This window comes from Pseudomonas sp. DWP3-1-2, assembly GCF_049896285.1.
GTDB lineage: Bacteria > Pseudomonadota > Gammaproteobacteria > Pseudomonadales > Pseudomonadaceae > Aquipseudomonas.
This window is the reverse complement of the sequence record NZ_JAFCTZ010000001.1, coordinates 44,583-66,384: the sequence shown is the minus strand read 5'-3', so window position 1 is coordinate 66,384 and position 21,802 is coordinate 44,583. Positions and strand designations below refer to the sequence as shown.

Sequence of the window (21,802 nt, the reverse complement as noted above, 5' to 3'; positions counted from 1 at the left end):
ATGATGGTTCGACTATTAACCCTGCTGTGTACCACCCTGCTCCTCACCGCCCCCTTAAATACGTACGCCGAAGCACCGCACACGTTCAGCCAGGCAAAGAAAATAGCCTGGGGAATCTACGCCCCTCAATCCACCGAGTTCTACTGCGGGTGTAAATACACCGGCAATAAAGTGGATATCGCTGGCTGTGGCTATGTGCCGCGCAAGAACGCCACGCGCGCCAGGCGCATTGAATGGGAACACATCGTTCCGGCTTGGCAGATAGGCCATTTGCGTCAGTGCTGGCAACACGGTGGACGCAAGAACTGCACAAAAAACGATGACATCTACCAGAAAGCCGAGGCGGACCTGCACAACCTGGTGCCGAGTATTGGCGAGGTCAACGGTGACCGGAGCAACTTCAGTTTTGGCTGGTTGCCCGCTAAAACCGGGCAGTATGGTTCTTGCCTGACCCAAGTGGATTTCAAAGCGAAGAAGGTCATGCCCCGCCCCGCGATTCGCGGGATGATTGCACGCACATATTTTTACATGAGCAAACACTACAACCTACGGCTGTCGCGTCAGGACCGGCAGCTTTACCAGGCGTGGAACAAAACCTACCCGGTCGAAGGCTGGGAACAACAACGTAATCAGCGCGTTGCCTGCGTCATGGGGCATGGCAATGAGTTCGTCGGCAAAGTGGACCTCAAACGTTGCGGTTGAACACCGACCGACCCTGAAACAGAAAAAGGCCCGTCACTGCACAGTGACGGGCCTTTTCATTGCAGCAGCGTCGGTCAGGCGCCGTCTGCAGCATCCTCTTCCGCCTGGATACGCAATGCGCGCTGATTCATCAGCTCTGTTGCGTAGTCAGCAGCCGACTGCGCCGCATCGGCGGGTGCAATCTCACCCCGAGTGATCAACCCGGTCAGCGCCGACGCAGCAAACATATCCCAAATATCCTGTTCATCATCAAGCAATGACATGTCGTGGACCTCGTGAAAATTGAAGCAGCACTGTATCACCTGCGGTCACGCACACCGTTACCTGAATGCGGCCACCCCAAACGAATAGAAGCTGAAACGCTTAACCCGGCGTTGTCCATCCAAGCGTATTGACCATAGATGTGGCCTATTGCCGCTTATCGGAGCACCCTTCAAAGCCATAAAAATCCGTGTAGTTTTCACCTTCGGGGCTACCCGAATTACGAAGTCAGGAGACCGCTCCGCAGTACGATTCATGGCCGCTTGAAGTCTATTGCAAGCCTGTATCGATCTTGAAATGAAATGGCCACATTTAGAACGCAACAGCGGTTCTAAGGTGGCGAGTACAAAGGAAGTACCCATTTTTTTAAGATTATGTAGCCACTACATCCACAGGCGGACGAGTCAATGACTGACCAGACGGATTTTGAAATTCATTACCGGTTCCGCGGTGAGCCGCGCCATTTCAACCACCAGGCATTCCACCTGTGCGAGAGCGAAGCCTTGCATTTCGCAACACTGCACGCCGGTGTCTGGACCGTCAGCGACAACATCGCTGCGGGGCCGATCAGGCTAGCTATTCTTCAGGCCGAAGGCGTCGGGGTAACGGCGGTGCACTGGAAAAAAACGTTATCGAGCACACCCACCTAAACAAAACGTCTTCAGCATGGTCCCAATTACCAAGCAGCGCTCATCAAACCAGCAACGCGAGGTAAGCATGACCATTGATAAAGACCTTGAAAAAGAAGTATTGACCCGCCTACTGCACGCTCACCCAAACGGTTTGGGCAAGGAAATTCTGGACAACTACAGGGGGGAAAACGCCGTTGCGGATACCCTGGAGTACCTCCAGCAAACGGGCTTGATCCATGACGGCAGTGTGGATGCGGTCGGCAAGTCCGGACGCAACCTCAATTATCCGATCAAGCTCAGTTCAGCAGGTGTGGCCGCCGCCAAGAGCCAGGAGGCCTGATCTGACTCACTAAAAAGCCCGACCTGTTTACAGGCCGGGCTTTTTTTACGGGATTAAATAGCGGGGTAATCGCCCGTGCCATCAGGCCATGGGGTCAATAACTCAAAGCCCGTGTCAGTCACCGCGACCATGTGCTCCCACTGGGCTGACAGGGACAAATCCCGGGTCATGACTGTCCAGCCATCGGGCAGCACCTGGGTGCCCGGCTTACCCGCATTGATCATGGGCTCGATGGTGAAGACCATGCCCGGCTTGAGCTTCATGCCTTTACCTTGCGCCCCATAGTGCAGGACTTGTGGATCTTCGTGATACTTGCGACCGATACCGTGGCCGCAATATTCCCGAACAACGCTAAAACCCTCACGGTGCGCAACAGTTTGAATGGCATTGCCGATGTCGCCCAGCGTGGCACCGGGGCGAACCGCATGAATACCGGCACGTGTCGCTTCGTAGGTGGTCTCCACAAGTCGCTTCGCAAGCGGGCTGACCTCACCCACCAGGTACATCCGGCTGGTGTCGCCGAACCAGCCGTCCTTGATAACCGCAACGTCGATATTGACGATGTCACCGTCCTTCAGAATATCCGAGGCAGACGGAATGCCGTGGCACACCACGGCATTGGGCGAAATGCAGGTGGTTTTTGTGAAACCGTGATAGCCCACGTTGGCCGGAATGACTTTCAACTCTTTGACGATGTACTCATTGCAGATGTCATCAAGCGCCTCGGTACTGACACCCGCCTTGACGTAAGAGCCGATCATCGCCAGCACGTCCGCAGCCAGCCTTCCGGCAATACGCAGATGAACCAGATCGTCTTCGGTTTTGATGCTGATCGCGCCACTCATCGCGATGCCACCTTTGCGTGTTCGGCCATATCAGCGATATCGAATGCGTGAACATTGAGTACGGTGCCACCCGAGTTTTCGGCACGAATCAGCATTTGGCAGATCTGGCTGTAATCAAGCGCTGGATGCAGCTCAGCCAACATACCGACGCGCATCCAGTGCTCTGCCTGGGCGTTGATGGAACGGCTTAATGCAGCACTGGCCGACCGGATGTTGGCGTGCATTTGCTCCGAAATTTTGACGAGACCCATGATTCACCTCAGATTGAATATACGAAGCATATACGTTTCGTATATACGAGGGCAACACGGGAGGCGACGCGGGACTAATCGGAAACAGGCAAACATTCGGAGAGAGAGAGCGCCAATTGACCAATGGCATCCTGGTCCATAAGTGTCAGAGTACGGTAGTGAACAATGACCTCTCGCTCGGCATCATTGAGCGATTCTGTGCTTAACGGCGTACGCCGGCCGGAAAGCACATAGAGAACGTCCACGCCTTTGTTACCCAAGGCGGCAAGATAGTCCGAGCGCGGCGCTCGCTCCCCACTTTCGTACTTTCCCTGGGCGTTGGCCTCCACGCCACCGATCGCTGCAAACTGCTGTTGCGAAAGCCCAAGAGACTTCCGCTCCTCTTTCAATCGGGCGCCGAGGTTATTCATTTGGGGTCACCTTGAGCGGAATGTCATCCATTACCATACTCTCCATCGGCAATGGCCATTGCCTTAATAAAGGGTCCGGTCCCACCAAGTGGGTATAAGTTCAAGATGATTCGGCGTCAGGCGATATATCGATTGCAGAACCTGATCACCTTGGATCAGTACGGCGTACAATGCGCCACTTGCTACAACGTTCAGATGTAGGCGGAGACTTTATCGTGATGACTTTTTTGCTGGGCTGGTGCGTTGTTTCTATCTTCGGCACCTTGCTGGCGCTTCAGTTGATACGCAGTGGCAAAAGAGGTCATCACGAACGCCGCGACGACGTTGACCCGCAGGCCCAAGCCCCTTCAGCGACGGCAGCATCGGCTACTCGATCGCCAGACTTGCATGACGCTCGCCCCCATACTGAGCATTCGCAATAACCATCGATACGGGCGACTGACAGGCGTTGAATTGACGTAACGCGGTGGCCAGGGCAAGGAAATCTTCGCGCTGCATTTCATGGAGAGTTGTCCATCCAGCGGAATGATCGGTCGTGATATTTTCAGATTGCTCCAGGGACATGGCGAACCTCTTCTTCTCAATATACTGTTTGAATATACAGTAGTTGCGACAGAGTCAGAACGCAAGCCTGCTCACGACAAACGGTCATCTCCCTGACCATCGCCCCCGTAGGAAGATTGCCCTCCTCTGCTTTTATAACGCCGCCACTGACCGTCGATTGCTCCGCTCACCCAGCACGTCATGCTTTCGGAGGTATGGCTGGCAGGCAATGCTAAAGCGCGAGGCTCCACGTGACCTGTCCAGCCTTTTGCGAATAAAGAAGGTGAACCTAACGGTGAACAATATAAATAGGGGTGGTATTACGTCGATGGTCAACGTTTCCCGTGGGGGTTTTTGACGGGGTTTTCATCCAAGGAAAATACCAACACGCCGCTTGGCAGGATCAGGCAATCACCCGGCAGCAATCAGCTAACGCCCCACCCGTGGGGCTTTTAAGCTGAGATTCCGCTTAAGGCCCCCGGGTGGAGTAACGCTTATGAAAACCACGATGACTTACTTTGTCGCGCTGCTGATCGCCGCCTTGAGCGCAAGCGCTCTGGCGATGCCGTGCGGACAAAGCCACCAACGGGACCAACCGATCCCTGGCGCTATCCAGTCGATGCGTCTGCACACGGTTCTGACCTGACGGGCAGGCCCCGAGAACGGTCTAGGCTGTGGCGAGTTGCTCGAGCTTCGCCCATTCCGCGCAGGGTATTTTTATCCCATGGGCCAGGGATTTAGCGCGCTCTGCGTAGCGACGATCACCGGGCATCCGCTCTTGACCCACTTCATGCATCTGCCTGACCAGTTCCTCGCTGCGTTCGGCGAAATGTCGACCGCTGCCCTTATCGGGATCAATGACGATAAATAGCTGGCCCGTCCAGGGTGTCTGAGCACCAGGATGCCCGGACCAATCGAACTCGAACGAAAAATTCCCTCCGGTGAGCGCAGCGGCCAGCAATTCAACCATCATCGACAACGCCGACCCTTTGTAACCGCCGAACGGCAGCAGTGCACCGCCATCGAGTATTGCCTTGGGGTCTTGTGTCGGCTGGCCGGCGCGATCGACCCCCATGCCTGCCGGTAACTGACGCCCTTCTCTTGCAGCGATTTGCACGTCTCCGTTGGCGATGGCGCTGGTTGCCAGGTCGAACACAATGGGATCACCGCCAGCGCGAGGCGCGGCAAATGCAATCGGGTTGGTACCGAACAGAGGTTTCCGTGCGCCATGAGGCACAACGCACGTCATGCTGTTAACCACGCTCAACGCCACCAGACCTTCCCGGGCGAACGGCTCGACATCGGGCCACAGCGCGGCGAAATGGTGAGAGCTGCGAATGGCAAGAACCGCAATACCGGCGCTTCGGGCTTTTTCGATCAACAAGGGTTGTGCCGCTGCCAACGCAGGCTGGGCAAACCCATTGGCCGCGTCCACACGAATGAACGCAGCGCCGACGTCCTCGACCACGGGGATTGCCTTGCCATCCACCCAGCCACTGCCCAGGGAAGACAGATAGCCAGGAATGCGGAATATCCCGTGGCTGTGGGAGCCATCGCGCTGTGCGCTCGCGCAGTTCTGCGACAACACCTGGGCCACTTCCGGCGATGTGCCGTGACGCAAAAAAATCTGACGCAGCACCTGCGCCAGTTCAGTAAACGTGACGTTTTGCAGGGCGGTCCTGTCGCTGGGTGCGGGCATCTGAAGCTCCGTTGTTAGGGTCGGCTGAGCGAGCGGTAGAGAGGTGACGTTCAGAGTAGCGCTGGTGTTTGCTTTCAGGCCAGCACGTCGGGCTCTGCGCCTTGATCGAGACGCTTCTGAAAGAAATACCGCTGATGGCCGGGTGGGTAGTCGGACAGCTTCCCAAACTCGGTGAAACCATGACCGCGATAGAAGTCCGGCGCCTGGAAGTCGAAGGTATCGAGCCAGATCCCCACGCAGTTTTTCTCCAGCGCCAGTTCCTCGGCCATGTTCATCAGACGCGAACCCAGGCCCTGCCCCCGGGCCTGCTCCGGCACAGCCAGCAGCTCGATGAACATCCACCGATAAAGCAGTTTGCCGCTAAGCCCGCCGAGCACTTCACCGCTGACGTCATCGCGCACCAATAGCGCGAATTTCTCGGCACCGGCATCTCCGGCCTTGGAAACGTTATAGGCACGCAGCGGCGTGAGAATGGCCAGGATTTCCTGTTCAGTGGGGCTTTCAGTGGTGTCGATACGCACGTTCATCGGTTGCTCCTTCAAAAAAGCTGACGACAGCAGCCTAGGCGGCTCCGCAGCCGGAGTAAACAGAACTTCTCACGAATAAAAATCGTAACCTGTTGTTGGAAAACACCCCAGGACATTGATACTCAAACGCCATGCCTGTTCTCGTCGACTCCTGCGCAGAGGTAGAATGCAGGCACTACCGGAGTGCCAATGAGCGATCCCATTTTTAGCGAAGCCGAATACGATGCTGTCACCGATGCTGCCGCGCACTGGTGCATGCGTCTGCACGCCCGTGACTGCACCGCCCGGGAACGCCAGGCGTTCGAGCAATGGCTCAATGCCCATCCGCTGCATGCCATCGAGTATGAGGCCGTACTGGAAATCTGGGACGTTTCAGAACACATCACGCCGATCAACTCCGCGCCCTCGCCCGACACTTCAAGCGTTTCGAAACAACACACGACTCCTCGCTGGCGCGCTTATGCCATAGCAGCAGCCGTCGCTCTGCTGGCGCTGCCAGCGGCAGGCTATATCGGCTGGAACCAAGGCTGGTTGCCCAATGCCTTTGACACGTATGAGGCGAAAGACTCGACTCGCTTGATCACCCTGGCCGACGGCAGTCGTGTGGAACTGAACCTGGGCACAGCGCTCAGCTTCGCCAATTACAGGGACCGCCGCAGCGTGACGCTGGACAAGGGCGAGGCGTTCTTCGAGGTCAGTCATGACCCGCAACACCCGTTCGTGGTGAAGGCAGGCACTGGCAGCGTGACGGTGACCGGTACGCGCTTCAACGTGTGGATGTACCAGGATCAGGTGAAAGTGATGCTGGTTGACGGGTCCGTTCACGTTGCCAGCAGTGCCTCACCACCGGGCAACGCTCTGCCTCTTGAGCCTGGCATGCAGGCCAGCTACAAAGCGGGCGACTTCCAGCCGCTGATCAGCGAACCCTATGACAACGACACCAGCCTGGCCTGGCGCAGCGGCAAGCTGGTAATCAATAACCTGCCGCTGAATCAAGCCCTGCCGCTGATCAATCGCTATCTGCCCAAGCCTATCCTGCTGGCAGACAGCACCACCGGCACGATCCGTCTGGGCGGCAGTTACAACACCCGTGACATGGCCAACCTGTTAGTTTCCCTGCCCAAGGTGTTGCCGGTGTTCCTGACCCGGAATCAGCAAGGCAACCCGGTCATCAACACCCGATCCGCCCTCTAGGTGCTCTACCACAGGTCTTCGTTGATGGCGTGCCCTTGATATTCAGGGGCCTGCGAAATCTGTTGCTCCGTGAACGACGATACACCCCAGTGCCTGGCGGAAAACGCCTAAGCGCAGCCGCCGCTTGTCGCCTCCATTAAACGAAGCCACCCCGAAAAAGTTAGACGGGACCGCGTCGAGCCAAACGCGACGTCCTCGGTATTGAAGAGGTTTTTTGCATTTTTGGCTGAGGATTTCCGAGGCTCATTCGTCTTGTTAACTGAGAGAGATCAGAAGAAAAGCCTGCGGAGGAATTTGTGCATGTTCAATCGTCAAGCAGCCACCACCCGAACGATGCTTCGCCAATCGGCCATCGCTGCCCAGGCATCGTCACCAGGGTCCCAAGCCGAGCGGCCGGTGAATGAGCCGATCCGTCAGCTACTCAAAAGCTTCGGCCTGCGCACCAGCCTGGTTCGCCTGAAAGTTCTGGATGCCTTGCTGACCGCAGCAAGTGAAGGACAATCGCTGGGGGTGCGAGGCGTTCACAGTCAACTGCTCAAGCTGGATATTCCGTTATCTTTTCTGAGTGTGCGGGAAGTGCTCAAACGCCTCAGTGACGAAGGCGTCATCAACCTCAACCCGGACAAAAGCTACAGCCTGCATCCCCGCGCCAGGCAATGGTTGAGCGAGCCGGGCAACTCCGCCAGATAAGCGGTGTGCCCGGCACGACACGTTGTCAGCGTTTGACCTTGCGCCGCATGATGCCATTGATAATCACCACCAGAATGGCGACGGTGATGGCAATGTACTGAAAGGTCTTTTCGGTAATCACACCGATGTTCTGTAAATGCGACAGGCCAAGCATGATGGCCAGCACGGCCAATGCGACCAGAATCGAGTACATCAAACGCTGTTTATTGGTCATTACGGACTTCCTGAATTCTTCATGGACAGCATTCGTCGCCAAATGCGCGCCCATATTACGCCCATGAGCGCGGCGTGGCATCGTCCCCTCCTTGCATCCAATGCTTTGATGCACGCCGCAGGCCCTTCCTTGATGGATGTCAGAGCACATGCAGACAACGAACGGTAGTCTGCCCATGGTTTAATGGCGGACTAATCAAGGTCGACCATCTGACCTGCCCGCACGTTACCGAGGAGTCCACCATGCCCCATGAAGGCAGCCTGCTACAGGCCGCAGTCGTGTTTTTGCTCGCCGCTGTTTTGACCGTTCCACTGGCAAAACGGCTGCAACTGGGCGCTGTACTTGGTTATCTGTTCGCAGGTGTCCTCATCGGCCCTTCGGTGCTGGGCCTGATCGCCAACCCGGAAAGTGTCAGCCATATCTCCGAACTGGGCGTGGTGCTGCTGCTGTTCATCATTGGTCTCGAGCTTTCGCCCAGACGCTTGTGGGTGATGCGCAAGTCGGTGTTCGGCGTGGGCATGGCCCAGGTGCTGTTGAGCGGTCTTATCATTGGCGGCGTTGCCTTGCTGGCGTTCGGCCAATCGCTCAATACCGCCGTGGTGCTCGGTCTTGGTCTGGCGCTGTCGTCCACCGCCTTCGGGCTGCAAAGCCTGGCCGAACGCAAGGAACTCAACCAGCCCCATGGCCGACTGGCCTTCGCAATCCTGCTGTTTCAGGACATCGCGGCCATTCCCCTGATCGCCATGGTGCCGTTCCTGGCGGGGGTTGATCACGACCTCAGCGCCATCGAAGGTTTCAATCATGGCTTGCGCGTACTGGGCAGTATCGCGATTGTGGTGATCGGCGGGCGCTACCTGCTGCGTCCGGTCTTCCGCATCGTCGCCAAGGCCAAGATCCAGGAAGTGTCCACGGCCACCGCACTGCTGGTGGTCATGGGCACCGCCTGGCTGATGGATCAGGTCGGTGTGTCCATGGCTCTGGGCGCGTTCCTCGCAGGTCTGCTGCTGGCCGATTCCGAATACCGCCACGAACTGGAGTCCCAGATAGAACCCTTCAAGGGGCTGCTGCTGGGTCTGTTCTTCATGAGCGTCGGCATGGGCGCCAACCTCAGCCTGTTGTTGAGCGATCCCGTGATTGTCCTTGGGTTGACCTTGCTCCTGATCCTCATCAAGTTGCCGCTGCTGTTCCTGATTGGTCGCCTGGCAGGCGGGCTGGGCCGACAGAGCGCTTTGCGCCTGGGCATCGTCCTGGCCGGTGGCGGGGAGTTCGCTTTCGTGGTGTTCAAGATCGGCAGCGATCAAGGCCTGTTCGATGCCCAGCTTTACGACATTCTGGTGTTGACCATTACCCTGTCCATGGCCACGGCGCCCTTGCTGCTGTTGGCCATCTCCCGCTGGCTCAAACCCAAGGAAGTCGCGGTCGAGGTGCCGGACGAGTATCGGGCGATCAATACAGATTCGCCTCGCGTGGTGATCGCCGGCATGGGCCGCATGGGCCAGATCGTGGCGCGTATCCTGCGGGCGCAGAACATCCCGTTTGTGGCGCTGGACACCGCCGTGGAGTCAATCGAGTTTTCCCGCAGCTTCGGCAATGTACCGGTGTTCTACGGCGACCCGCTGCGCCCGGAAATCCTGCGAGCGGCCAAGGTCGGACAGGCTGAGTTTTTTATCATCGCCACTGACGATCCAGACACCAACATCAAGACCGCAGAACTGGTGCGCAAGCTGTACCCCAACATGAAAATCATCGCCAGGGCCCGCAACCGTCAGCACGTGCACCGGCTTATTGACGTCGGCGCCCATGCCGTGCGGGAAACCTTTTATTCCAGCCTGGAAATGAGTCGCCAGACCCTGCTCGGTCTGGGCCTGAGTCAGGCACAGGCCGACGCACGCATCAGTCGCTTCAAACGCCATGACGAACAGGTACTTGCCGCCCAGCACCTTGTGTATGACGACGAAGCCAAGGTACTGCAAACGGCCCGGGAAGCGAGAAAGGAACTTGAACAGCTATTCGATGCGGACCGAAGGGAAGAAGAGTCAATCAAGGACTGAGAACACTTCGCCGCCAGCACACCGCTTGCGGCGAAGCAGTCGGCTCATCCATGGCCGACGAGGCTGGAGAACCGCTACCCGGTGAATCTCAGCCCAACACTTCACTCAATGGAATGAAGTTGACCCATTCGCCTTCAACCAGCGTGCGGCCTTCGCGGACTTCAATCAGCCCATCGGCCCAGGCCGCGCTGCGCAAAACCCCGGAACTCTGGTTTTTGTAGAACACGGCGCGGCCTTGCTCCAGACGCCCACGCAGGTATTCGCGGCGGTTACCGGGGCGCGTCCAGGAGAAACCGGCAGGCACTGGAAATTGCAACGGGGTGACGTCCTGTACACCCTGACGGCGCAGCAGATAGGGCCGGGCGAGCAAGGCGAAGGTGACCAGCGTCGAAGCGGGGTTGCCCGGCAGGCCGATCACCGGTACGCCCCGAAAGTGGCCGAACGTCAAGGGTTTACCCGGCTTGATCGCGAGCTTCCAGAGGGCAAGCTGCCCTTCTTCTCGCAACGCATGCCCGAGAAAATCAGCTTCGCCCACAGACACCCCGCCCGTGGAGAGAATCAGGTCCACATCATTGAGTGCCGCCAGGGCGGTTCGGGTCTTTTCCAGATTATCCGGCAGGATACCGGCATCAATGACTTCGCACGCCAGGCGCTTGAGCCAGCTGCACAGCAGCACGCGATTGCTGTTGTAGATCTGCCCTGCCTCCAATGGCTGACCCGGCTCGACCAACTCGTCTCCAGTGGACAACACGGCGACGCGCACCCGACGCACCACGTCCAGCGACGGATGGCCCAGTGACGCCGCCAGCGCCAGCTCAATAGGCCCCAGACGGGTTCCGGCCGCCAGCACCTTGTCACCGATGCGGGTTTCCTGGCCTTGGGGACGGATATTCTGCCCGGCGTGAACGGGTTCGATAAACGCCACGCGCTCATCGGCCTGCACCACGGCGTTTTCCTGCATTTCCACACAATCGGCACCCTCGGGAACCGGAGCGCCGGTGAAGATTCGCGCGCAGGTGCCGGGGGCTAGCGGCTCGGGGGCCTGCCCCGCGAATATTCGCTGGCTGACCGGCAAGGGTTCCCCGGTCCAGTCAGCGATGCGCAACGCATAGCCGTCCATGGCGCTGTTGGGCCATGGCGGCAGATCCAGCGTCGACACAAGGTCAACGGCCAGCACACGACCTTCAGCGTGCGCCAGGGCCACGCGCTCACGCTCGACAATAGGCGAAGCCGCAGCCATTTCCAGCAAGCGCGCCAGCGCGTCTTCGACCGGCATCAAGGGTTTGTTCATGAGCCGTTACCCACGCGTGGCGCAGGGCGCGGCCTGCTTGAGGTGCGGCACGAAATTGCACGGACGAAAACGCGAATCCAGCTGCTGGGCGAGAATGCCGTCCCAACCGGTGCGCACGGCATTGGTCGAACCTGGCAGGCAACACACCAACGTACCATTGGCCAGCCCCGCCAAGGCCCGGGACTGGATCGTCGACGTGCCAATATCGGGAACGGATATCTGCCGAAACAGCTCACCAAAACCGTCAACCTGTTTATCCAACAGGCAGCCCACGGCTTCCGGAGTGCTGTCACGCCCGGTAAAACCGGTGCCGCCGGTGATCAACACCACCTGAACTTCATCGTCGGCGATCCAGGTCGCCACCTGCGCACGGATCTTGTAGAGATCGTCCTTGAGCAAAACACGCTCGATCAGGCTATGACCCGCTTCCACAAGGCGGTCGACAAACATCTGGCCAGAGGTATCAGTCTCGCGGGTACGCGTGTCGCTGACGGTCAGGACAGCAATATTCAAGGGCACGAAAGGTGTATCAGCCTTGGCTTTCATAGGCTCAATCCAGTTGTAGAGAAAACAGGCCGGTGTTATATCACAGCACTCCTTTTCACTGCTTCGTCGAGTCCGCCAATGCCCGGTTCCACTCCTCTCCCGCCTTGCTCGATTCTGCTTCTGGCCGGCGGCCAGGGTCAGCGCATGGGCGGGCGCGACAAAGGCCTGATCCCGTGGCGCGGCGAACCCTTGATCCAACACCTCCAGCGCCTGACGCGGCCGTTGACGGATGACCTGATCATTTCGTGCAACCGCAACGCCCACGAGTACGCCCGTTACGCAGACCAACTGGTGCAGGACGGCAATAGCGAATTCAGTGGCCCCCTGGCCGGTATTCGGGCGGCGTTGCCCGTGGCGCACCACGACTTTCTGTTGGTACTGCCCTGCGATGTCCCGATGATCGATGGCGAGTTGCTGCAGGATCTGCGTAAAACCTCATCCGCGCACCCCAATCAGCCGGTCATGGTCCGCGAGGGAGAGCATTGGCAACCGTTGCTGTGTATTATTCCCACCCGCCATGCCGCAGCCCTCGAGGCGGCCTGGCAGGCAGGCGAGCGCAGCCCGCGCCGTGCGATGGCAGCGCTTGAACCGGTTGCCCTGCAGTGCGTGACGGGCGATCCTCGCCTGGCAAACCTCAACACCCCGGATCTGTTGACCCAGGTCATCGTTTGATCCCACACGGCTCGCAAGGGCTAATTTCATGGAACTTGCTGGCGACACGTACGTCTGAACGTCAGTTAATCAAAAAGAATCTTTCGGAGACACAGTAATGAAACAACGGACCCTTCCCGCTGCCTTTCTGCTCGCACTGAGCCTCGCCTCCCTCGCTGGCTGCGCCTCGCCCACTGTGATCACCTTGACGGATGGCCGAGAAATCCAGGCTGTCGATACCCCTAAATATGACGAAGATTCGGGCTTCTACGAATTCAAGCAACTGGATGGTAAAGAGACCCGCGTCAACAAGGATCAGGTCCGTACCGTCAAAGACCTTTGATGGCGTTGTGACTCGGTTGCAGAAAAACCCGCCTGGTGCGGGTTTTTTGTTGCCTGAAAATCAGGTTGCTTACCAGTGCAGCTTGATTTCACTTTCGAATGATCGTGGTTCACCGCTCAGTGGATCAACGAAACGCAGGCTTTGCGCCAAGAGTTTGAGGGGCTGCGTGTAATCATCCACGGCATCCTTGATGACGTCGGGATAAAACGGATCGTTGCAAATACCCGCCCCCAGCGCCGCCATGTGGACACGCAACTGATGCTTCTTGCCGGTCACCGGGTAAAGCCCGTAACGCCACAGATCACCGTTGCGTTCGCAGACTTCGATACGGGTTTCGGTATTGGGGGTGCCCGGCCCTTCCTGCATGCGAAAAAACGGTTCGCCATCCACCAGTCGAGTCTTGTGCACCCGAGGGAAATCCAGGCCCGGCAATGCCGCCGCGATGGCCTCATAGCGCTTGTCGATCTGACGTGTGGGGAACAGCGACTGATAAGCCGAACGCGTCAGCTTGTCGGCAGAAAACAGCACCAGCCCGGCCGTATGCCGGTCGATACGGTGCAAAGGTACAAGATCCGGGTTATCAAGACGCCGGATCAAGCGTCGCAGCAGTGTTTGCTCCACGTATTCGCCCGCCGGGGTCACAGGCAGAAAATGCGGTTTGTCCGCGACCACCAGATGCTCGTCGGCGTACAGAATCGATTCCACCACCGGGATGGGTGTTTCGTTGGGGACTTCACGAAAGTAATGCACCCGCAGCCCTTCACGGTAGGCAAGGTCGGGACCAATGGGTGCGCCCCGGGCATCCAGTACCCGGCCGCGCGCCATGCGGTCCAGCCACTGCTCGCGACTGATAGCACTGAAGTGCGCACACAGGCAATCCAGCACGGTCAACCATGGACCGGGAGGCAGATAGAGCGTGCTGGCTTGACTGTTGGCGGCAGAAAAATCGGAATCGGACATACAGGTGCTTCTTGGGTGGGCGAGCGCGGCATTATCCCCCAACGCGGAGGCAGAACCCAGCGTGCGGCTGCACTCAAGCCGGACAGCGCTGCGCATCCACCAGCCGTTTCAGACAGTGCAACACTTCCACCGCGTCCCAGCGCCCCGGGTCGTACAGCGCATACAGCGCGCCCTGGTACCCGACAACGTCCAGTTGACGGTGGTAACCGGCCCGCTGGAACAGCGCTTCGATTTCGGCGAAACAGGTATTGAAATGCAGCCGATTAAACGGCGTACGCCCCTCCAGCACCAGCCCGTCCATGCGCAGCTCCAGCGCTGCCTCCTGCACCTGTTCCACGGGTAACTGGTTCACCGTGGATTTGAGTTGTTCGACATTAACCAATGGCGTTGAGCCTCTTCTTGATCCCGGGTTCTGTTCAATCGGGATCACAGGCGAGTGTCAACATCGAAACTGTGGGAAAAGTAAGCAGCGCTCGTCAGATAACGCCGCAAGCCACCCTCGCGTCACCGCCGCCCAAGGGTTTGGGCACATCCGAATGGTTATCAGCCCCTGCGTGGATCATGAGTGCGTGGTCTTTGATCTGGGAAATCTTCTTCAAACGAGGCGCCAGCACCGGATAAGTCGCCATGCCATCGGCGCTGACGTAAATGGCAGGCAGATCCCCGAGATGACCTTCTGCGTAGGGGCCCAGATGCTTGCCGGTCTTGTCGGGGTCAAAATGGCCTCCGGCCGCCTCGGCAGCCACCTTGACGCCGTCTTTCATGGCGGCGTCGCAACTGGCGTTGGCATGGACGTGAAAACCATGGACCCCGGCAGGCAGGGATTTCAGATTGGGGGTCAGTAACAGGCCATAAGGCGTCTCACTGACGATGATCTCGCCAATAGGCACCGGCGCATTGTCTGCGCTGACCAGGTTCATGGGCACCGATCGGGTATCGGCAAAAGCGCTGTTAAGGGAAGCAGCGCCGAGCAGGCCAAGCCAAAGATAAGATTTCATCGGTTCTCCAGTTCGTTCGAGACGTGTGGAAGGCAGAAAAAACGCCAGGCGTTTTGCCTCCGGGATGAAAAGCGCTTCCTGGTTCTTCCTGCGCTCACCCGTCAAAAGTCCTCGAAGCCTAGGGAAGCGCGACCACCAGGTCAAAGCCTGAACGTCCAATGACAACGTCTTGCAACATTAAAAATGTGCCCGTAGGTGTGTCGTCGACTTCGCGCCACTACATGGCCATGACCGAGCGTGATGGACAGCATTTGCCCTCGGGACGAGAGCCAGGACCTTGGCAAGGAGCGCTTATTTGCGAAGAAACGCGACAATCTGCTCGACGTCGAACGGCCAGTCCAGCTCGGCCCCGGTATCGACCCGCCGCAACACGGGAATGCGCAGGCCGTATTCCTCGATCAGCCCAGCTTCATCACCTATATCGACAAGCTCCACCAGCAGACCGTGCTCCACCAGCGGTAATAATTCAGCTTCGGCGACTTCGCAGAGATGACAACCCAACGTACCGAACAATCGGCATTCTGGAGGCATTGCAATACCCTCGGTCAGGGATAGACGGGCCGCCATTTTAGGCCCGGGCGATTATCAGCGTCGAGCCTTACGCATACACCCGCAGATGGCGTGGACTCGGGTACAACGAGTCGGCTGTCACCCGGTGACCCGGAAGCGGATTGCGTATGCAGTAGGCGGGTGATGGCACAAACCACGACAGCGCGGGCGAAATCATGGAAAATCGCTTCAGAAGGAAACGGTCACCGGCTCCCCATGACTGCGAAGCGGAATACGCACGTTCGGCTATACCTTTGGCTGGCGTCGCGGGTCGAAGAAGGCGCGCTGTGGGGGATCACATGACCTGTAAAAGTGTTGCCCAGCAAAAAACCGCCAGAGCACCAAAACGGCGCGGTCGACCCGATCACCCGTTGACTCGCGTCAATGGCACCGTAAGTCCGGCGGTTTTGCGACCTGCTTTGGCGCATGATGGCCACATCGGGTACGCAACTTAGGGAGACCGCCGGGGGATTTCGGAGCATAAAGCGCGTATTTCGGGCATCTTCACGCCTGCAACGCTCATCATTGGCGCAATAGCTCAAATGACGCACCATTGATGAGCAAAATCAGCACTTATCGCATCGTGCAGGCTGCGCCGCAATTGAAATGAACCTTCAGCAATCCGCCAGACTCGAAACATCCATACGCCACTAAACGGAGAACACCATGTCCCGCCAAACAGCACAGAATGCCCAGGAAATTTTGATGGCCGATTTTCAGGTACTGGTCGCAGACACGGAAAAACTGCTCAGCCATACCGCCTCTTTGGCTGGCGAACAGGCAGATGAGTTGCGAGGGCAGATTCAGGAAAGCCTGTCACGGGCTCGCGAGACGCTGAAAGTCACGGAAGAATCTTTGCGTGAGCGCAGTAAAGCTGCCGTAGTGGCAACCGAAGATTACGTCCAGACCAATCCATGGCAATCGGTCGGCATCGCTGCCGGCGTCGGTTTCCTGATCGGCCTGCTGGCCACAAGGCGCTAACGGCTATGGCTTTGGGAACGGAATCCGGTCCTGGACAGGACCAAGGCTCATCGCCACGGCGGTTGGGCGCCGCATTCCTGGGTTTGCTGCACAGCCACGTCGAGCTGTTTGGCATCGAACTTCAGGAGCAAAAAGCACGCACCCTGAGTCTGCTGTTGTTCGCCGGGCTTGCACTGGTTTTCGCGCTGTTGCTATTGACCGGGCTCTCGGCACTGCTGTTGATCGTGTTGTGGGACAGTTATCGTCTGGCCGGCATCATCGGCTTGTGCGTGTTCTACACGCTGGCCGCGTTGTTTTGTGCGATGCGTTTGAAAGCCGCCATATTCGACGAATCGTCGCCCTTCAATGCGACGCTCGAAGAACTGGCCAATGACCGTGAGCGACTGATGCCATGAGCGTGCCCGAATCTCACCAGAAGCAAAATCGTCGTGACTTGCGCAAAGCGTTAATCCGCTTGCGCATGGAAATGCATCGCCAGGAGATTCGTCAGGAATCGAGCCAGTTGATGCAACCGCTGTATCGCATGCGCGGCATGAGCCAGAACTGGCAAGGTGCCTTGGGCATCAAGCACGCGCCTCTCTGGGGTATGGGTGTCGTTACGCTGCTGGGTTTTCTCAGCGGCAAAGGTGCCAGAAGCGGTGGTAGCGGCGGTTTCGGTCGTATCCTGAAACTGGGCGTCAGCCTTCTCCCGGTTATTCGTCTGGCGTTGCAGGGCCCTCCTCGCAAGCGCTGAAGCGGTCATTCGAGTGCAATCGCGCAACTCTTTGGCTGCATTCTTGCAGTAGCAAATAAAGCGTCCACTTCAGGCCCTGCCTTGAGTGGACGCTTTCGCGTGTCCGGCACAAATTCATCCATTTCAGTTCTACTTAGGAGGCCATGTGATCGATGGGCAACCACTTGCCTGCTTTCAACCGTTCATCGATACCGCTACTGGCCGTATTGCGGGTGTTGAAGCATTGGGTCGTCTGCGTCAGCACGACAATCAATTGAAGTCTGTCGGCCCCTTGTTTGCCGACCCCAAGGTGCCCGGCGCCGCACTGCGACGGCTGGACAGGATCATCCGCGACAATGCCTTGAGCCGACTCCATGAAGCTCCGGATGACTGGTTTCTCAGCCTGAACATTTCACCCCGGTGGATCAGCCGTCTACGTCCTGACCAGCCACTGCCCAGCCTCAAACAGTTGAAAAACCATGGCATCGCGCCGCAGAGAATCGTGTTCGAAATCACCGAATTGGGTGGCAACACTCAACGCCTCGGGGAAGTCGTCAACCGCTATCGTGACGCAGGGGCCAGGATTGCGATTGATGATTTCGGCGCGGGCTATTCACAACTCGATCGCGTACTGGCTTTGCAGCCGGACATCCTCAAGCTTGATATGCGCCTCTTCCAGGCTGCCGCCCGGGGCGGCCCCAGCAGCGATGTGGTCAAAGCGCTGGCGCAAATGGCGGAGAAAACCGGTTGCTGGATCATTGCCGAAGGCGTCGAGACTGAAGCTGAACTGCATTTTGCACTGGAATGCGGTTCGCGCTACGTACAAGGCTTTCTCTTTGCCCAGGGCCAACTGGATTTTTTCCCGACAGATGCGTTTGTCGCCCAGTTCGCCGAGCTGCGTGATCGCTACGTCCTGCGCAAAGTTGCCGAACGCGCAAGACTCATGACCCTGCGCCAGCAGTTGACCAAACTGATGGCGACCTTGCAGCGCTGGGACGAAAACAAGAGCCCCATCAGTGATCTACCGCGACTGCATGATTACCCATGGCTGCTGCGTTTCTATCAATGCGATCGGCATGGCACCCAACTCACGCCCAATCTGGAATGGCGCAACGGAGCCTGGCACTCCGACGCCAGATACCTGGGGCATAACTGGTCATGGCGCCCCTACTTCTACCACTTGCTGGCTGAAGGCTGGCATGAGCGACGCCTGAGCCTGTCCAACACCTATCGCGACGCCACCAGCAATCAGTATTGCCTGACCGCGGGGCAATTTTTCGACAATGGTCAGCGATTGCTGCTCATTGATGTGGACGCCGCAGGAATGTAGCCCGGATATGCTTGCAGCCCTTGCCGTCAGGCAGCTGACACGGGAAGCTAGACGCACTTAATCGACGGAGTGAACGCCTTGGACTGGCAAACCCTGCTCAACCGCGAGCGACTTGGCAAAACCCTGCACAGCCCCGAAGAACTGGGCCGTAGCCCTTTTCACAAGGATCACGACCGGATCATCTTCTCCGGCGCATTTCGTCGCCTGGGACGCAAGACCCAGGTGCATCCCGTGTCCAGCAACGATCACATTCATACCCGCCTGACCCATTCACTGGAAGTCAGTTGCGTGGGACGATCCCTGGGCATGCGGGTCGGTGAAACCCTGCGCAGCGCCCTGCCCGACTGGTGCGACCCGGGCGACCTGGGGATGGTCATCCAGTCGGCTTGTCTGGCCCACGACATTGGCAACCCGCCGTTTGGTCATTCTGGCGAAGACGCGATTCGCAACTGGTTCAATCAGGCCGCAGGTCGCGGCTGGCTCGATGCAATGAGCGAGGTTGAGCGTGATGACTTTCTCAACTTCGAGGGTAACGCGCAGGGTTTTCGGGTCCTGACGCAATTGGAATATCACCAGTTCGACGGCGGCACACGCCTGACCTTTGCAACGCTGGGCACCTACCTGAAATACCCGTGGACCGCGCGTCACGCGGACTCCCTGGGCTACAAGAAACACAAATTCGGCTGCTACCAGAGCGAACTGCCGATTCTGGAGCAAATCGCACACAAGCTCGGGTTGCCACAGCTCGAGGAACAACGTTGGGCACGCCATCCACTGGTGTACCTGATGGAGGCCGCCGACGACATTTGCTACGCCCTCATCGACCTGGAGGACGGGCTGGAAATGGACCTGCTGGACTACGCCGAAGTCGAGGCATTGCTGCTGGGGCTGGTGGGTGATGACCTGCCCGACACCTATCGGCAGCTAGGCCCGGATGACTCAAGGCGACGTAAACTGGCCATCCTGCGCGGCAAGGCCATCGAACACCTCACCAACGCTGCAGCGCGGGCATTTGTCGAGCAACAGGATGCCTTGCTGGCAGGCACGCTCACGGGCGATCTGGTCGAACACATGCACGGCCCGGCCAAGCGCTGCGTCCTCAGCGCCAAGGACATGGCGCGCAAGAAAATATTTCAGGACAAGCGCAAGACCCTGCATGAGATCGGCGCATACACCACCCTGGAGATTCTCCTCAACGCGTTCTGCGGCGCAGCGCTCGAACAGTTCGGCGGGCGCACACCTTCGTTCAAGCATCGACGCATCCTGGACCTGCTGGGCAACAGCGCCCCCGACCCGCATGCGCCGCTGCATGCATCGTTCCTGCGCATGATCGACTTCATCGCCGGGATGACCGACAGCTATGCCAGCGAAATGGCGAGGGAGATGACCGGACGCTCAAGCCACATGTAGGCGCCGGAACGGCCATCCCACGCCTTCGGCAGGCATTGGGATGGCATCAACTTCAGTCCTTTCCGAGCCGGGATGAGATGGATACGCATCGAAACTTCGGATTTTCCCTACAAAGATCAAAGAAACGTCCTATCGCCTGAGTGCAAGCCCTCCCCAATAATCCCGCCACTTTGATTGCCGCGACCGGCACATCTTCTATTTGCCCACTGGCCACCGTCGGCGCCATTCGACGGCTGCGGATTCGCCACGAACAGCGCCCCACCCTGCACCAGAACTTCGCTGGAAGACCCTAATGTTTAAACACAACTTACGCATCCTGCTGGTGGAGGATCATCCGTTTCAACTGATCGCCACACAGATCCTGCTGAACAATCAGGGGTATTTTCTACTCACCCCCGTGCTCAACGCCGCCGAGGCGCTGGAGGCCATGACACGCACCCCGGAGCCTTACGACCTGCTGCTGTGCGATCAATGCCTGCCGGACGTACAAGGTTTCGACCTGATCGAACTGGCCTACAAGCGGGGCTACGTCCGCCGCGCCATTCTTCTGAGCGGCCTGGGAACTGCGCAACTACAGGCGCTTGAACAAACAGCCCTCAAACGCGGCCTCCCCCTGCTGGGCTGCCTGAGCAAACCGCTGCATGGGCCGGATCTAAGCCGCATGCTCCAGTCCTCGCCACCTGACACCTGACGACTACTGAAGCCGCCAGCCGACAAATGCTTTATGTGTAACACTGCGCATTAGATGCCGCCTAAATGGTTACAATTAAATACCGCGCAACAGGAAAGATGCCCTTTTTAGATGAAGGAAAATTCCTAAACGAAATAAACAGACGGGTTTGTAATCGCCAAATTTTCGGACTTACAGTGTTGATAATTTAAACGCTCACCCCACGAAAAATGGCCATTTACGTACTCCGATACTCTAATTATTGTAGGACTTTTCCTATATACACCCTATGGCAGGGTCTGTTCATGTGCCTGCTTGAACATCTGAGCTAAGGTGCGCGCTTTCTTCGCAGCTCGTATGGATTAAATCATGAACTCAGTTTTTATCATCGACGATCACCCGGTTATTCGTCTTGCCGTTCGAATGCTTCTGGAAAACGAAAACTACCAAGTGGTGGGCGAAACCGATAACGGCGTGGATGCGATGCAAATGGTCCGCGAATGCATGCCGGACCTGATCATCCTCGACATCAGCATCCCCAAGCTCGATGGCCTGGAGGTACTGGCCCGCTTCAACGCCATGGGCCTGCATTCGAAAATCCTGGTCCTGACCTCGCAGACCCCCAGCCTGTTCGCCATCCGGTGCATGCAATCGGGTGCCGCCGGTTATGTCTGCAAGCAGGAAGACCTCAGCGAACTGCTCAGTTCGGTAAAAGCGGTATTATCCGGCTACAATTACTTTCCAAGTCAGGCATTGACTACGCCGAGCGGCATCAATGGTCAACCCAGCGAAATCGAACTGTTCAAACTGGTGAATGATCGCGAATTGATGGTATTGCAACTGTTCGCTCAAGGCCGAACGAATAAAGAAATCGCCAAAGGTATGTTTCTCAGCAATAAAACCGTCAGCACTTACAAAACACGGCTGATGCAAAAGCTCAGGGTCAAGTCCCTGGTAGAACTTATCGAGATGGCAAAACGCAACGCGCTCGTATGAGGGACC

At 57.8% G+C, this 21,802-nt stretch carries 30 protein-coding genes; 16 read left to right on the top strand and 14 right to left on the bottom strand.

Going from position 1 to position 21,802, the window contains the following annotated elements; genetic code table 11:
* On the top strand, positions 1 to 702 hold the full coding sequence (locus ACP7B0_RS00315) for an endonuclease (protein WP_426138908.1): 702 nt from the start codon (positions 1 to 3) through the stop codon (positions 700 to 702).
* Between the two features lie 74 nt (positions 703 to 776).
* On the opposite strand, the gene ACP7B0_RS00310 is transcribed toward ACP7B0_RS00315, so the two are convergent.
* The gene (locus ACP7B0_RS00310; protein WP_426138907.1) at positions 777 to 965 is read right to left on the bottom strand and encodes a hypothetical protein; all 189 of its coding nucleotides are present in this window, start codon (positions 963 to 965) and stop codon (positions 777 to 779) included.
* A gap of 405 nt (positions 966 to 1,370) precedes the next feature.
* Here ACP7B0_RS00310 and ACP7B0_RS00305 point away from each other — a divergent pair, with 405 nt between their 5' ends.
* Together ACP7B0_RS00305 and ACP7B0_RS00300 are read left to right on the top strand one after the other, a co-directional pair.
* Positions 1,371 to 1,613: a DUF6555 family protein gene (locus ACP7B0_RS00305; protein WP_426138905.1), complete on the top strand. Its 243-nt coding sequence runs from the start codon at positions 1,371 to 1,373 to the stop codon at positions 1,611 to 1,613.
* Between the two features lie 67 nt (positions 1,614 to 1,680).
* Entirely contained in the window at positions 1,681 to 1,935 is a 255-nt protein-coding gene (locus ACP7B0_RS00300) for a hypothetical protein (RefSeq protein WP_426138904.1), read from the top strand.
* 53 nt (positions 1,936 to 1,988) lie between these two features.
* On the opposite strand, the gene map is transcribed toward ACP7B0_RS00300, so the two are convergent.
* The 4 genes from map to ACP7B0_RS00280 all read right to left on the bottom strand — a co-directional run bounded on the left by map (position 1,989) and on the right by ACP7B0_RS00280 (position 4,005).
* A complete protein-coding gene (map, locus tag ACP7B0_RS00295; RefSeq protein WP_426138903.1) occupies positions 1,989 to 2,780 on the bottom strand; it encodes a type I methionyl aminopeptidase in 792 nt (263 codons plus the stop codon).
* A complete protein-coding gene (locus ACP7B0_RS00290; RefSeq protein ID WP_426138901.1) occupies positions 2,777 to 3,031 on the bottom strand; it encodes a ParD-like family protein in 255 nt (84 codons plus the stop codon). The genes map and ACP7B0_RS00290 overlap by 4 nt, the downstream gene beginning before the upstream one ends.
* Positions 3,032 to 3,105: 74 nt before the next feature.
* On the bottom strand, positions 3,106 to 3,441 hold the full coding sequence (locus ACP7B0_RS00285; RefSeq protein WP_426138900.1) for a helix-turn-helix domain-containing protein: 336 nt from the start codon (positions 3,439 to 3,441) through the stop codon (positions 3,106 to 3,108).
* A gap of 366 nt (positions 3,442 to 3,807) precedes the next feature.
* A complete protein-coding gene (locus tag ACP7B0_RS00280) occupies positions 3,808 to 4,005 on the bottom strand; it encodes a hypothetical protein (protein ID WP_426138899.1) in 198 nt (65 codons plus the stop codon).
* Between the two features lie 475 nt (positions 4,006 to 4,480).
* On the opposite strand from ACP7B0_RS00280, the gene ACP7B0_RS00275 reads away from it, so the two are divergent.
* On the top strand, positions 4,481 to 4,630 hold the full coding sequence (locus ACP7B0_RS00275) for a hypothetical protein (protein ID WP_426138898.1): 150 nt from the start codon (positions 4,481 to 4,483) through the stop codon (positions 4,628 to 4,630).
* Between the two features lie 21 nt (positions 4,631 to 4,651).
* Here ACP7B0_RS00275 and ACP7B0_RS00270 read toward each other — a convergent pair whose 3' ends face one another.
* Together ACP7B0_RS00270 and ACP7B0_RS00265 are read right to left on the bottom strand one after the other, a co-directional pair.
* Positions 4,652 to 5,683: an Ldh family oxidoreductase gene (locus ACP7B0_RS00270; protein WP_426138897.1), complete on the bottom strand. Its 1,032-nt coding sequence runs from the start codon at positions 5,681 to 5,683 to the stop codon at positions 4,652 to 4,654.
* Between the two features lie 74 nt (positions 5,684 to 5,757).
* Positions 5,758 to 6,210, bottom strand: a complete 453-nt coding sequence (locus ACP7B0_RS00265) for a GNAT family N-acetyltransferase (RefSeq protein WP_426138896.1) — start codon at positions 6,208 to 6,210, stop codon at positions 5,758 to 5,760.
* A 189-nt stretch (positions 6,211 to 6,399) separates the two neighbouring features.
* Here ACP7B0_RS00265 and ACP7B0_RS00260 point away from each other — a divergent pair, with 189 nt between their 5' ends.
* Together ACP7B0_RS00260 and ACP7B0_RS00255 are read left to right on the top strand one after the other, a co-directional pair.
* Entirely contained in the window at positions 6,400 to 7,404 is a 1,005-nt protein-coding gene (locus ACP7B0_RS00260; protein WP_426138895.1) for a FecR family protein, read from the top strand.
* Positions 7,405 to 7,704: 300 nt separating this feature from the next.
* Positions 7,705 to 8,094 (top strand): Fe2+/Zn2+ uptake regulation protein, encoded by a 390-nt coding sequence (locus tag ACP7B0_RS00255; RefSeq protein ID WP_426138894.1) that lies wholly within the window; start codon positions 7,705 to 7,707, stop codon positions 8,092 to 8,094.
* Between the two features lie 25 nt (positions 8,095 to 8,119).
* Here the strand turns inward: ACP7B0_RS00255 and ACP7B0_RS00250 are convergent, their stop codons facing one another.
* On the bottom strand, positions 8,120 to 8,308 hold the full coding sequence (locus tag ACP7B0_RS00250; protein ID WP_426138893.1) for a hypothetical protein: 189 nt from the start codon (positions 8,306 to 8,308) through the stop codon (positions 8,120 to 8,122).
* 242 nt (positions 8,309 to 8,550) lie between these two features.
* Between ACP7B0_RS00250 and ACP7B0_RS00245 the strand changes: the two genes are divergently transcribed.
* Positions 8,551 to 10,359, top strand: coding sequence for a monovalent cation:proton antiporter-2 (CPA2) family protein (locus tag ACP7B0_RS00245; RefSeq protein WP_426138892.1), 1,809 nt, complete (start codon positions 8,551 to 8,553; stop codon positions 10,357 to 10,359).
* Positions 10,360 to 10,447: 88 nt separating this feature from the next.
* Here ACP7B0_RS00245 and glp read toward each other — a convergent pair whose 3' ends face one another.
* Complete coding sequence (glp, locus tag ACP7B0_RS00240) at positions 10,448 to 11,650, bottom strand: gephyrin-like molybdotransferase Glp (protein ID WP_426138891.1); 1,203 nt, start codon at positions 11,648 to 11,650, stop codon at positions 10,448 to 10,450.
* Between the two features lie 6 nt (positions 11,651 to 11,656).
* Complete coding sequence (gene moaB / locus ACP7B0_RS00235; RefSeq protein ID WP_426138890.1) at positions 11,657 to 12,196, bottom strand: molybdenum cofactor biosynthesis protein B; 540 nt, start codon at positions 12,194 to 12,196, stop codon at positions 11,657 to 11,659.
* Between the two features lie 78 nt (positions 12,197 to 12,274).
* Here moaB and mobA point away from each other — a divergent pair, with 78 nt between their 5' ends.
* Together mobA and ACP7B0_RS00225 are read left to right on the top strand one after the other, a co-directional pair.
* Positions 12,275 to 12,868, top strand: a complete 594-nt coding sequence (gene mobA / locus ACP7B0_RS00230; RefSeq protein ID WP_426138889.1) for a molybdenum cofactor guanylyltransferase MobA — start codon at positions 12,275 to 12,277, stop codon at positions 12,866 to 12,868.
* A 97-nt stretch (positions 12,869 to 12,965) separates the two neighbouring features.
* On the top strand, positions 12,966 to 13,190 hold the full coding sequence (locus tag ACP7B0_RS00225; RefSeq protein ID WP_426138888.1) for a YgdI/YgdR family lipoprotein: 225 nt from the start codon (positions 12,966 to 12,968) through the stop codon (positions 13,188 to 13,190).
* A 69-nt stretch (positions 13,191 to 13,259) separates the two neighbouring features.
* Here ACP7B0_RS00225 and ACP7B0_RS00220 read toward each other — a convergent pair whose 3' ends face one another.
* The 4 genes from ACP7B0_RS00220 to ACP7B0_RS00205 form a co-directional block, all read right to left on the bottom strand.
* Positions 13,260 to 14,150 carry a pseudouridine synthase gene (locus ACP7B0_RS00220; RefSeq protein WP_426138887.1) on the bottom strand — a complete coding sequence of 297 codons (891 nt, stop codon included), beginning with the start codon at positions 14,148 to 14,150 and terminating at the stop codon, positions 13,260 to 13,262.
* A 73-nt stretch (positions 14,151 to 14,223) separates the two neighbouring features.
* Positions 14,224 to 14,532, bottom strand: coding sequence for a transcriptional regulator (locus tag ACP7B0_RS00215; RefSeq protein WP_426138886.1), 309 nt, complete (start codon positions 14,530 to 14,532; stop codon positions 14,224 to 14,226).
* 94 nt (positions 14,533 to 14,626) lie between these two features.
* Positions 14,627 to 15,148, bottom strand: coding sequence for a superoxide dismutase [Cu-Zn] SodC (gene sodC, locus ACP7B0_RS00210; RefSeq protein ID WP_426138885.1), 522 nt, complete (start codon positions 15,146 to 15,148; stop codon positions 14,627 to 14,629).
* 291 nt (positions 15,149 to 15,439) lie between these two features.
* The gene (locus ACP7B0_RS00205; RefSeq protein ID WP_426138884.1) at positions 15,440 to 15,679 is read right to left on the bottom strand and encodes a glutaredoxin family protein; all 240 of its coding nucleotides are present in this window, start codon (positions 15,677 to 15,679) and stop codon (positions 15,440 to 15,442) included.
* Positions 15,680 to 16,363: 684 nt separating this feature from the next.
* Here ACP7B0_RS00205 and ACP7B0_RS00200 point away from each other — a divergent pair.
* The 7 genes from ACP7B0_RS00200 to ACP7B0_RS00170 all read left to right on the top strand — a co-directional run bounded on the left by ACP7B0_RS00200 (position 16,364) and on the right by ACP7B0_RS00170 (position 21,796).
* A complete protein-coding gene (locus tag ACP7B0_RS00200; RefSeq protein WP_426138883.1) occupies positions 16,364 to 16,678 on the top strand; it encodes a DUF883 family protein in 315 nt (104 codons plus the stop codon).
* A gap of 5 nt (positions 16,679 to 16,683) precedes the next feature.
* Entirely contained in the window at positions 16,684 to 17,073 is a 390-nt protein-coding gene (locus ACP7B0_RS00195; RefSeq protein WP_426138882.1) for a phage holin family protein, read from the top strand.
* Positions 17,070 to 17,411, top strand: a complete 342-nt coding sequence (locus ACP7B0_RS00190; protein ID WP_426138880.1) for a hypothetical protein — start codon at positions 17,070 to 17,072, stop codon at positions 17,409 to 17,411. The genes ACP7B0_RS00195 and ACP7B0_RS00190 overlap by 4 nt, the downstream gene beginning before the upstream one ends.
* Positions 17,412 to 17,556: 145 nt before the next feature.
* Positions 17,557 to 18,720, top strand: coding sequence for an EAL domain-containing protein (locus ACP7B0_RS00185; RefSeq protein WP_426138879.1), 1,164 nt, complete (start codon positions 17,557 to 17,559; stop codon positions 18,718 to 18,720).
* Between the two features lie 78 nt (positions 18,721 to 18,798).
* Complete coding sequence (locus tag ACP7B0_RS00180; RefSeq protein ID WP_426138878.1) at positions 18,799 to 20,130, top strand: deoxyguanosinetriphosphate triphosphohydrolase; 1,332 nt, start codon at positions 18,799 to 18,801, stop codon at positions 20,128 to 20,130.
* Between the two features lie 292 nt (positions 20,131 to 20,422).
* On the top strand, positions 20,423 to 20,821 hold the full coding sequence (locus ACP7B0_RS00175) for a response regulator (protein WP_426138877.1): 399 nt from the start codon (positions 20,423 to 20,425) through the stop codon (positions 20,819 to 20,821).
* 348 nt (positions 20,822 to 21,169) lie between these two features.
* Positions 21,170 to 21,796 carry a response regulator gene (locus tag ACP7B0_RS00170; RefSeq protein ID WP_426138876.1) on the top strand — a complete coding sequence of 209 codons (627 nt, stop codon included), beginning with the start codon at positions 21,170 to 21,172 and terminating at the stop codon, positions 21,794 to 21,796.
* Positions 21,797 to 21,802 lie beyond the last annotated feature (6 nt).

Coding starts and splice junctions, on each gene's coding strand:
- moaB (WP_426138890.1), bottom strand. CDS start 12,196: ATGAAAGCCAAGGCTGATACACCTTTCGTGCCCTTGAATATTGCTGTC.
- ACP7B0_RS00270 (WP_426138897.1), bottom strand. CDS start 5,683: ATGCCCGCACCCAGCGACAGGACCGCCCTGCAAAACGTCACGTTTACT.
- ACP7B0_RS00200 (WP_426138883.1), top strand. CDS start 16,364: ATGTCCCGCCAAACAGCACAGAATGCCCAGGAAATTTTGATGGCCGAT.
- ACP7B0_RS00250 (WP_426138893.1), bottom strand. CDS start 8,308: ATGACCAATAAACAGCGTTTGATGTACTCGATTCTGGTCGCATTGGCC.
- sodC (WP_426138885.1), bottom strand. CDS start 15,148: ATGAAATCTTATCTTTGGCTTGGCCTGCTCGGCGCTGCTTCCCTTAAC.
- ACP7B0_RS00300 (WP_426138904.1), top strand. CDS start 1,681: ATGACCATTGATAAAGACCTTGAAAAAGAAGTATTGACCCGCCTACTG.
- ACP7B0_RS00170 (WP_426138876.1), top strand. CDS start 21,170: ATGAACTCAGTTTTTATCATCGACGATCACCCGGTTATTCGTCTTGCC.
- map (WP_426138903.1), bottom strand. CDS start 2,780: ATGAGTGGCGCGATCAGCATCAAAACCGAAGACGATCTGGTTCATCTG.
- ACP7B0_RS00255 (WP_426138894.1), top strand. CDS start 7,705: ATGTTCAATCGTCAAGCAGCCACCACCCGAACGATGCTTCGCCAATCG.
- mobA (WP_426138889.1), top strand. CDS start 12,275: ATGCCCGGTTCCACTCCTCTCCCGCCTTGCTCGATTCTGCTTCTGGCC.
- ACP7B0_RS00220 (WP_426138887.1), bottom strand. CDS start 14,150: ATGTCCGATTCCGATTTTTCTGCCGCCAACAGTCAAGCCAGCACGCTC.
- ACP7B0_RS00265 (WP_426138896.1), bottom strand. CDS start 6,210: ATGAACGTGCGTATCGACACCACTGAAAGCCCCACTGAACAGGAAATC.
- ACP7B0_RS00285 (WP_426138900.1), bottom strand. CDS start 3,441: ATGAATAACCTCGGCGCCCGATTGAAAGAGGAGCGGAAGTCTCTTGGG.
- ACP7B0_RS00205 (WP_426138884.1), bottom strand. CDS start 15,679: ATGCCTCCAGAATGCCGATTGTTCGGTACGTTGGGTTGTCATCTCTGC.
- ACP7B0_RS00315 (WP_426138908.1), top strand. CDS start 1: ATGATGGTTCGACTATTAACCCTGCTGTGTACCACCCTGCTCCTCACC.
- ACP7B0_RS00175 (WP_426138877.1), top strand. CDS start 20,423: ATGTTTAAACACAACTTACGCATCCTGCTGGTGGAGGATCATCCGTTT.
- ACP7B0_RS00275 (WP_426138898.1), top strand. CDS start 4,481: ATGAAAACCACGATGACTTACTTTGTCGCGCTGCTGATCGCCGCCTTG.
- ACP7B0_RS00260 (WP_426138895.1), top strand. CDS start 6,400: ATGAGCGATCCCATTTTTAGCGAAGCCGAATACGATGCTGTCACCGAT.
- ACP7B0_RS00310 (WP_426138907.1), bottom strand. CDS start 965: ATGTCATTGCTTGATGATGAACAGGATATTTGGGATATGTTTGCTGCG.
- glp (WP_426138891.1), bottom strand. CDS start 11,650: ATGAACAAACCCTTGATGCCGGTCGAAGACGCGCTGGCGCGCTTGCTG.
- ACP7B0_RS00245 (WP_426138892.1), top strand. CDS start 8,551: ATGCCCCATGAAGGCAGCCTGCTACAGGCCGCAGTCGTGTTTTTGCTC.
- ACP7B0_RS00305 (WP_426138905.1), top strand. CDS start 1,371: ATGACTGACCAGACGGATTTTGAAATTCATTACCGGTTCCGCGGTGAG.
- ACP7B0_RS00280 (WP_426138899.1), bottom strand. CDS start 4,005: ATGTCCCTGGAGCAATCTGAAAATATCACGACCGATCATTCCGCTGGA.
- ACP7B0_RS00225 (WP_426138888.1), top strand. CDS start 12,966: ATGAAACAACGGACCCTTCCCGCTGCCTTTCTGCTCGCACTGAGCCTC.
- ACP7B0_RS00195 (WP_426138882.1), top strand. CDS start 16,684: ATGGCTTTGGGAACGGAATCCGGTCCTGGACAGGACCAAGGCTCATCG.
- ACP7B0_RS00190 (WP_426138880.1), top strand. CDS start 17,070: ATGAGCGTGCCCGAATCTCACCAGAAGCAAAATCGTCGTGACTTGCGC.
- ACP7B0_RS00290 (WP_426138901.1), bottom strand. CDS start 3,031: ATGGGTCTCGTCAAAATTTCGGAGCAAATGCACGCCAACATCCGGTCG.